At 42.7% G+C, this 6,836-nt stretch carries 10 protein-coding genes; 3 read left to right on the forward strand and 7 right to left on the reverse strand.

What is annotated here, in order from left to right:
* The 4 genes from AC3LHT_RS07105 to AC3LHT_RS07120 form a co-directional block, all read right to left on the reverse strand.
* Nucleotides 1-316 (reverse strand): S4 domain-containing protein (locus AC3LHT_RS07105; protein ID WP_488662411.1); only part of this gene is annotated, 316 nt, incomplete at its 3' end.
* Nucleotides 285-758 carry a signal peptidase II gene (gene lspA / locus AC3LHT_RS07110; protein WP_290645905.1) on the reverse strand — a complete coding sequence of 158 codons (474 nt, stop codon included), beginning with the start codon at nt 756-758 and terminating at the stop codon, nt 285-287. The genes lspA and AC3LHT_RS07105, both read right to left, overlap by 32 nt.
* An 84-nt stretch (nt 759-842) precedes the next feature.
* Nucleotides 843-1,598, reverse strand: a complete 756-nt coding sequence (locus AC3LHT_RS07115) for a YebC/PmpR family DNA-binding transcriptional regulator (RefSeq protein WP_290645903.1) — start codon at nt 1,596-1,598, stop codon at nt 843-845.
* On the reverse strand, nt 1,585-2,253 hold the full coding sequence (locus AC3LHT_RS07120) for a TIGR03936 family radical SAM-associated protein (protein ID WP_290645901.1): 669 nt from the start codon (nt 2,251-2,253) through the stop codon (nt 1,585-1,587). Before AC3LHT_RS07120 ends, AC3LHT_RS07115 begins: the two co-directional genes overlap by 14 nt.
* Before the next feature lie 105 nt (nt 2,254-2,358).
* On the opposite strand from AC3LHT_RS07120, the gene AC3LHT_RS07125 reads away from it, so the two are divergent.
* From AC3LHT_RS07125 to lgt, 3 genes are all read left to right on the forward strand, one after another.
* Nucleotides 2,359-2,823 (forward strand): metallophosphoesterase, encoded by a 465-nt coding sequence (locus AC3LHT_RS07125; protein ID WP_290645899.1) that lies wholly within the window; start codon nt 2,359-2,361, stop codon nt 2,821-2,823.
* Between the two features lie 86 nt (nt 2,824-2,909).
* Nucleotides 2,910-4,271, forward strand: a complete 1,362-nt coding sequence (tig, locus tag AC3LHT_RS07130; protein ID WP_488662412.1) for a trigger factor — start codon at nt 2,910-2,912, stop codon at nt 4,269-4,271.
* 77 nt (nt 4,272-4,348) lie between these two features.
* Nucleotides 4,349-5,230 (forward strand): prolipoprotein diacylglyceryl transferase, encoded by an 882-nt coding sequence (lgt, locus tag AC3LHT_RS07135; RefSeq protein ID WP_488662413.1) that lies wholly within the window; start codon nt 4,349-4,351, stop codon nt 5,228-5,230.
* Here lgt and rdgB read toward each other — a convergent pair.
* The 3 genes from rdgB to rsgA all read right to left on the reverse strand — a co-directional run.
* Nucleotides 5,160-5,771: an RdgB/HAM1 family non-canonical purine NTP pyrophosphatase gene (gene rdgB, locus AC3LHT_RS07140; protein ID WP_488662414.1), complete on the reverse strand. Its 612-nt coding sequence runs from the start codon at nt 5,769-5,771 to the stop codon at nt 5,160-5,162. The genes lgt and rdgB overlap by 71 nt on opposite strands.
* The gene (rpe, locus tag AC3LHT_RS07145) at nt 5,768-6,415 is read right to left on the reverse strand and encodes a ribulose-phosphate 3-epimerase (RefSeq protein ID WP_488662415.1); all 648 of its coding nucleotides are present in this window, start codon (nt 6,413-6,415) and stop codon (nt 5,768-5,770) included. Before rpe ends, rdgB begins: the two co-directional genes overlap by 4 nt.
* Nucleotides 6,415-6,836 (reverse strand): ribosome small subunit-dependent GTPase A (gene rsgA, locus AC3LHT_RS07150; protein ID WP_488662416.1); only part of this gene is annotated, 422 nt, incomplete at its 5' end. The genes rsgA and rpe, both read right to left, overlap by 1 nt.

The following is a 6,836-nucleotide window of genomic DNA, read 5'->3' on the forward strand; positions in this document are numbered from 1 at the left end:
GGCCCGTTCCCATCGTCAGCAATCCCGCAGCCTTGTTGACTACGATGATGTCTCTGTCCTCATATATTATGTTCAGCGGAATGTCTTCGGGCTGGGCTTCTGCTTCAAGGGGCTTCCCCGGCATCTCAAAAGTAATACACTCACCAGCTTTGACTTTGTAGCCTGGCTTTTTCGTAGAGCCATTCACAAGTACCTTTCCCTCTTTAATATGCCGCTGTATGGCGGAACGTGAAACCCAGGCCGGTGCTATTTCCGTTATGAACCTATCGAGCCGCCAGCCGTTTTCACGATTCGTTACCGTTATCTCTTCCAACACGTGATTTTTCCCTCCGATAGAACAGGAATAACAAAAGGACAGTGCCAGCGACTACGCAGCTATCTGCTCCATTGAATATCGGCCAGTAAGGTATCTCAATGAAGTCCACCACATAACCAAGCCGCAAGCGATCAATGAGATTGCCTAGAGCACCTCCCAGTATGATTCCGAAAAAGAATTTCTCCTTTGAGGTGAGTTTATCTTTGAAGTGATTGCCAATAAAAAGCAACAGAAGTATTATCGCCGATGTAATGATGGCGATGTTGTAAACGCCCAGGCTTTTCAAAAGCCCAAAAGATACACCCTTATTGTGAACATATCTCAATCCAAGAACTTTGCCAAGAACATCTATTCTCACAAGATATTGAAGATTGCTTTCGGCAATCGCCTTGGTTACTTGATCAATCATCAAAGCAATTACAAGACCAATAGCTACAACCACTTTAATCACCGAACCTTACGCATATTATCCAAATCATTGCAGGTATCAATAAATGACCGCCCCTTGCGGGGCGGTTGATTTTCATCAAAGGTTTTCCATTATAGCTTCCATTTCAGAGTCATCCATTTCAAAGTTAGCATATACTTCCTGAACGTCATCGCTATCTTCCAGCAAGTTCAATAGTTTCAAAAGCTTTTCTGCATCACCGCCAGAAACCGCAACGGTGTTTTTCGGAATGTAGGTCAGTTCATATGAGACACTGAATCCATTTTCTTCGAGAGTGCTTTTAATATCAGAGACTTGCTCAGGTGATGTGATAATCTGTACGGGATCATCTTCATCTTTTATGTCTTCTGCTCCAGCGTCTATAACGAGAAGCTGGAATTCGTCCATGTCGGAAATCTCTGATTTTGGAATACTTATTACTCCTTTTCTTTCAAACATCCATGAAACACTTCCACTTTCTGCCATGTTTCCACCGTGTTTGGAAAGGATATGCCTGATTTCCTGAGCGGTTCTATTTTTGTTATCGGTTAGTGCTCTTATCAACATAGCGACTCCACCAGGTGCGTACCCTTCATACATGGCTTCAACAAAGGACTGGCCTTCCAGTTCTCCAGCTCCTTTTTTGATTGCCTTTTCCATCGTGTCTTTGGGCATATTGGCAGCTTTTGCCTTATCCATCGCAGCTCTTAGAGCGGCATTAGTCATGGGATCTGTGCCACCTTCCCTTGCCGCGACCATGAGTTCTCTGATGATTTTTGTGAATATCTTCGATCTCTTCGCATCCTGGGCGGCTTTTCTGTGCTTGATATTGGCCCACTTATTATGACCGGACATTTTCTTTCCCTCCTATATTGTTAAGTATTTCTTTCAGATACTTACCTTGGAACACGGCATCTTTGACATACACATAAACACACTTTTCCGATACTTCATCAGTATTGGAAAGGATTTTAAGCAGTTTCTGATATGAAACCAGCTTTGACACTGGCTGGAAATATTTTACCATAAAGTAGTCACTCAATTCAGAAAATCCAAAGTTTTCATACACTTCGGCTGCCTTGAAGATTTTCAGTTTCTTCTTTCCTTGCTTTTCCACCAGCGCATCTGGTGAAAATTTCTTCGGATCAAACGCTTTTTTCGGAAGATACAGAGTGTAATAGTATTTTTCTACAAGCTCTTGAAAGTTTATATCTTCCGTTATCTTCCACACGTCCAGAATGCGCAACGTAAAAATAGAGTACATGTTGAGTTTCTCAAATATACCGTCATCCTCTTCGGTGGTTGTTAGCTTCAGGTACAAGGCAGAGCTTGCAACACCTGTGGGTACCGCAGGAGCATATGAAATTTTGGGATGAGGATGGAAGCCCTGGGAATAAGCAACAGGAATTTTCGCGCGTCTCAGCATTCTTTCAATCGCTGTGCTTGTTTCTTGCTGAGACAAAAACCTGAGCAGTCCACCTCTGTTAAAACGAAGAATGTATTCCGCCAATTTTTTCAGCTCCAATGTATTCCGATTTCGATGAATATGCTCCAATCGACAGTATAATTGTATGTGAAAACATCTAAAATTACAACTGTTTGGAGGGTAGAGCATATGTGGATGGTGATTTCTGATACCCATGACAACATGGAAAACACAAAGAAAGCAATAGAATTAGCCAAAAGTAACAATGTCGATACCATATTTCACTGTGGTGACATAGTATCCCCATTTACGGCAAGGCTCCTAACGGATTTTCAGGGAAGTGTTTTTGTAGTAACCGGCAACAACGATGGTGAAAAGATCATGCTCAAAGAGATTCTCGGGAATTCTCTCTTCACCAAGCCTGTGGTTATAATTCATCAGGAGAAAAGGATTGCGCTCATGCATGAGCCCTTTGGACTTGAAAGGCTCACCGATCTGGACTATATTTTCTATGGACATACTCATGAGATCGACATAAGGCCGGGGGACACCTTCATTGCAAATCCAGGGGAAGCCTGTGGCTACCTTTCAGAGAAGGCAACATGCTTGCTATTGGATGAATCAACCAATGAATATGAGATACTGGAATTATAACCTGCGTTTAACCGATATAATGGATTAAAGACTTATAATCGACCGAAAACACGAAATCTGCGCAAATTGCGATAGGAGGGTCAAGAGTGGAAAAAAAGACAGTGAATCAGGAATTCAACGTAGAAGTTCTTGAGCTTGTATTTACGCCTGATGAAGTAAAAAGAGCCGAAAACGAAGCAGTCAAGTATGTCAATGCCAATTATTCAATACGAGGTTTTAGAAAGGGCAAAGCCCCAAAAGGTATCGTCATGTCCTACCTTGGCGAAAATTTTGATGAGATCGTTTTCGATGAGCTCGGAAAAGCCGTGGAAGAAGAGCTGAAGAAAGAAGAACAACTCTTCATTCCCGCCATCGTTGTAGAGAGAAAAAGAAATGAAGACGACAGTGTAACCTTCGTAGTTGAACTTCACAGAGAGCCTGAAGCTGTAATAAAGGACTATAAGGGTATGGAGTTCTCCATCCCAAAAAGGGAAGACGTGCTGGTCAATTACGTTGAGAACAAACTCGAAGAACTCAGAAATGAGAATGCCATTATTGAGCCGAAAGATGGACCGGCTGAAATTGGTGATGTCGTTGAAATCGAATACACCATAGTCAAAGACGGCAAAGTAATCGCTAATAAGAAAACTCAGGAAATACATATTGTTGAAGAAGATGACAGACCCATCGTTAAGAACATTATCGGGAAGAAAAAGGGCGACGTTGTGGAATTCGAGCGGACTTTTGAGGATTCCGATAATGTTTACAACTACACGGTTGAAGTCAAGGAAGTTTTCAAACGCATTCTCATGGAAATCGATGATGAGTTCGCCAAATCAGTTGCCAGCGAAGTTGAAACACTTGAAGAGCTGAAAAAGAAAATTGAAGAAGAAGGCATTGAAGCCTTTGACAACTGGAAAAAAGACTTTCTCAGGCAGCAGGCTTTCGACAAAATTGTTGATCTCGTAGATGTCAAGATCTCCGATAAGACAATAGATTATTTCGTACTCAAATCCATAGAAAACCTCATCAAAGAGAAAAAATACGACAACTATCTAAAACAAGCAGGCAGCGAGGAAAACCTTCGAGATCAGATCAAAGAAAGCATTATCAACGAGCTTAAAAGAGATCGTTTTATAGCCGAGATTGCTAAAGAAAACAACATCGAAGTGACTGAAGAAGAAGTGCTGAAAAACGCCGAAGAACTGGCGCCATACTGGGGAATTTCTGTGGAAAGAGCCACGGAAATCATCAAATCAAGGGAAGACCTTCGTGAGGATATTGCGGCAAATCTGAGAAAGAACAAGGTTCTGGATCTGGTTATCGCGTCCGCAACCTTCAAGGAGATCGATGCAGGCGAGAGTAAAGAAGAGGAAAGCAAAGAAGTCGCTGAACCCTCCGAAGCTACTGAATCATCAAATGAACCTGAAAAGAACACCGAGGAAAAAGAAGAGACAACAGAAGAATAACAATGAGGTATTTTGAAACATGCTGGCAAATGCCAGCATGTTTTTTTGTATAATAGAGTCAAATGGGGGGATTGGCAATGACAAAACGTGTAGTCCTTTTTGCGGCAATAATTGCTGGAATTGTTCTTTTAGGTTGGTTTTTGGTTCTAAGCTTTTCGGGAAAGCTTATTGTAAACCCTGTGCTGTTCAACCTGGGCCCTCTGGAAATCAGGTGGTACGGGTTCCTGATTGCCTCTTCTATATTCATCGCATACTTTTTGGGCAGAAAATTGGCTTTGAGAGAAGGAATCAAAGAAGATTACCTCATAGAGATGATCTTCTGGGGAATAATAGCCGGGATTGTCGGTGCGCGTTTGTACTATGTAGCATTCGAATTTGACCTGTACCGCAAATATCCTATGGAAATATTCAAGATCTGGAACGGAGGCCTTGCCATACACGGGGCTATTTTTGGAGCATTACTGTCGGGCTTTTTGTATACCAGATTAAGGAAAAGCGCTGGAATAAGTTTTTGGCAGGCTTCAGATATATTTACTTCCGTCCTTCCCCTTGCTCAGGCTATTGGGCGCTGGGGAAATTTCATGAATCACGAAGCCTACGGTGCTCCAACGAATTTGCCATGGAAAATGTACGTCCCACCTGCTTACCGAATGCCAGGATTTGGCCAATATGAGTATTTCCACCCCACCTTTTTATACGAGAGCTTGTGGGATCTCTTCGTTTTTTTCCTTGTTTTCAACTACACCAGAAAATCCCGAAAAAGATACGGAGAAACAACCGGGCTTTATCTGGTTTTGTATTCAGCAGGCAGATATTTTGTGGAAGGGCTACGTCTGGATAGCCTGAAAGTAGGAGAATTCCGCACAGCGCAAGTTATTTCCATTATCCTTATGATCTGTGGTGCCCTGTTGTATTTGTACTCGAAAAGAAAAGGCGAAGCAGTGAGAAGAGTTTCTTAAAGGCTGTCGCTCTATGGCTAATTGTCGATTTCACTTCCTCCCCCAATTCGCCAAAGGTCATATTGTACCCTTCAGGCACAAATATCGGGTCGTATCCAAATCCTTGAGTGCCTCTTATTTCAAATGCAATAGTGCCCTCAACAACTCCTTCGGCGGCAAGCACCACGCCGGTGGGGTGATAGTAAACCGCGGCGCACTTGAAGCGCGCTTTTCTATTTTCTTCACTCTCCAGCCGTGTTAAGAGCTCTTCCATTCTTTCTGTATATGGGTATCCATCCATGAACCTCGCAGATTTGATCCCGGGGAAACCACCCAATGCATCAATTTCAAGCCCCGAATCATCTGCTATCAATGGAATTTTTAAATGCTTGAAGCTTTCAACCTTTATCAGCGCATTCTGCAAAAAGCTATCCCCTTTTTCTTCAATCTCTATCTTGTTATTTATGACAGAAGTAATGGGAACGATTGTCCAATCATCGCCTGCCAACGCGCTGATTTCGCCGACCTTATGCTTGTTACCTGTCACAAGATATATTTTCATCGCTTTAACTCCTTCACTTTTTCGATCACTTCTTTTGGAGAATCACTTCTGAAAATAGCTGCCCCCATGACGAGAATATCCGCTCCGTATTCCACAACAGTGGGAGCGGTGTTCAGGTTTATTCCACCATCAACGGCCAGCTGATAGCTTAACCCTTTTTCTCGACGTATGGAATCCAGTTGCCTAATCTTCTCTGCGGCAAGGGAAATGAACTTCTGGCCGGTGAATCCCGGGTTTACGGTCATAACTAACACCCCATCGAGAAAGGGCAAGATGCTTTCCAAAGCATTCACCGGAGTGTGGGGGTTCAGGGCAACAAAAGCTTCGACATTTCTCGATTTAATCCTTTCAAGCAGTCGGTGAAGGTGAGTTTCCGCTTCAATATGTACAGCGATAATCCTGGCACCGAAATCCATAAACCTATCCACATATCTTGATGGATCTGAAATCATAAGATGAACATCAAGAGGCAAGGTATCAACCCTATTTAAGGCTTCAAGCAGCGGAAATCCAAAGGTGATGTTCGGCACAAAATGCCCATCCATGACATCGATATGTAAATAATCAGCCGTTTTGATTTTATCAAGTTCTTGCTGGAGGTTCAGAAAATTTGCCGCGAGTATCGAAGGAGATACCTTTATCATCACTTCCACCTCTTTTTTCCCTTGTTTTTTTCCTGAAGCTCTTTGTACATTTTTCTATAGCTTTCATACCTCGTCGATGGAATATCACCCGTTTCTACTAGTTCCTTTATATAACAACCGGGCTCATCGATGTGGGCGCAATCGGAAAAAGCACAGTAACCACCGTGCACTTTCAATTCTCTGAAATAATCTTTCAACTCTTCAGGAAGTATTTCAGGCAATTCCAGCGAAGCAAAGCCCGGTGTATCGGCCACATACCCACCGAAGTCAAATTCAAGGAGTTCTACCCTTGTTGTTGTGTGCTTTCCCCTGTCAAGTCTTTTTGAAATATCGGAAGTTCTCAATTTCAATCCGGGTTTAAGAGCATTCAAAAGGCTGCTTTTCCCCACGCCTGACATACCTGCCATCGTGGATATTTTAC

The organism is Kosmotoga sp. (assembly GCF_982836095.1).